Genomic DNA, 226 nt, shown 5'->3' with positions numbered 1-226 from the left:
AACATTCTGGGAAGACTGGCACGACGTCCAGCTACCCGACGGAACCCTGCACCTGAGCACCCCCACCGGACACACCTACACCACCAAACCCTTCTCGACGCTGCTGTTCCCCACCTGGACCACCACCAGCAGCGACCCACCAGACCCACCAACACCGGGCCGACCAACACCAAGCCCCACACCGCCGCGCACCCCGGGGCGGGAGCTGAACATGCCGCTACGCCGC

The 226-nt window shown here is 66.8% G+C and carries 1 pseudogene; it reads left to right on the top strand.

Annotated features, from left to right (window positions below):
- A pseudogene (locus ACXAID_RS28520) lies at positions 1-226 on the top strand (HNH endonuclease signature motif containing protein); the annotation flags it as partial.

This window comes from Mycobacterium sp. ABE4_509, assembly GCF_056160785.1.
The sequence above is the reverse complement of the archived record's forward strand: the minus strand, read 5'-3'. Positions and strand labels throughout refer to the sequence as shown.